Genomic DNA, 1,509 nt, shown 5'->3' on the forward strand with positions numbered 1-1,509 from the left:
CCACTACCGCATTGCTGCTGGCTCAAAAGGAGTTAGGTGATATCGTACTCATCGATATTCCGCAACTAGAGAATCCGACTAAAGGCAAAGCGCTTGACATTTTGGAAGCTGGTCCAGTGCAGGGGTTTGACACCCAAATCATGGGCACTTCTAATTATGAGGATGCAGCCAATTCGGATATCGTCATTATTACAGCCGGGATCGCGCGCAAGCCGGGGATGAGCCGTGATGATTTGGTCAACACGAACGCAGGAATTGTAAAATCCGTATGTGAGAATGTGAAGAAGTATGCGCCCGATTCAATCGTCATTATTCTGAGTAATCCGGTCGATGCTATGACCTATACTGCATACCAAACGCTTGATTTCCCGAAAAATCGGGTTATTGGTCAATCCGGTGTGCTGGATACGGCTCGCTACTGTACCTTTATTGCACAGGAACTGAATGTTTCGGTTGAAGACGTGCGCGGCTTCGTTATGGGAGGTCACGGTGATGATATGGTACCGCTCGTACGCTATTCCAGCGTAGGAGGCATACCTATTGAAAACCTGATTTCTCGAGAGCGTATTGAAGCGATTGTACAACGTACACGGGTAGGTGGCGGAGAGATCGTTAACCTACTGGGTAATGGCAGCGCATATTATGCTCCGGCAGCCTCGCTTGCGCAAATGACAGAAGCGATTGTAAAAGATAAAAAACGGATTATTCCAGTCATTGCTTATCTGGAAGGAGAGTATGGCTATCAGGACCTGTTCCTCGGCGTACCTACACTTCTTGGCGGTAATGGCATCGAAAAAGTGTTCGAGTTGGAATTAACAGCCGAAGAAAAAGCGGCGCTCGATCAATCCGCTGAAGCGGTTCGCAATGTGACCAAAATAGTCAACGTATAGATACGATTTTCTACTAATACGGTATACTTTTACTTGAAGAGATGTCCTCAAGCCATCACTATGGCTTGAGGACATCTCTTTTATTTACAGCGATGGTAGCAACGTTCTGTTCGCGAAGCCTCTCCCCAACACCACCCAAGTTGAAACTTTCACCGTCGTTTTCCTTTGCTTTGCCCCAATTCCCCGGTATAATAGAGTTCATATGCATTACTAGTTACATAGAAAAGCATGTCCCAAAACCTTGCAAAGATGCTAGTCATTCATTGGAATATGATCGTTCTATGGAAAAACATTTTTGTATGAAAATGTAAGAAGACAAAGAATGGGAGGTTGTAAAAAATGTTCTTTATTCACATTATTGGGTCGCTGGCGATGGGCTTTTATTTATTGCTTCCCTTCGTCGTAGGCAAAATCGACAAATTGGCTCCAAGCGCGCAGGAAGGGACAATATCAGCTGTGCAGCTATTGAACCGTCTGGCTCAATTTGCACTGATTCTTGTGCTTGTTAGCGGCGTCTATATGATCTTTGCTTGGGATTCTTATTCGGTAGCATGGATCGTTGTCGTGTTGGTGTTGTTTCTTGCCATTTCCGGTATCGCTGGGGCTATGGGTAAGCCAT

General features: G+C 45.5%; 2 protein-coding genes. Both read left to right on the forward strand.

Annotated elements, in window-relative coordinates; translation table 11 throughout:
- Positions 1-890: malate dehydrogenase (gene mdh / locus AC5V8P_RS25500; RefSeq protein ID WP_495474043.1), on the forward strand; the 890-nt coding region annotated here is incomplete at its 5' end.
- A 339-nt stretch (positions 891-1,229) separates the two neighbouring features.
- On the forward strand, positions 1,230-1,509 hold a 280-nt coding region (locus tag AC5V8P_RS25505), incomplete at its 3' end, for a hypothetical protein (RefSeq protein ID WP_495474044.1).

Source organism: Paenibacillus sp. N119s (assembly GCF_059447605.1).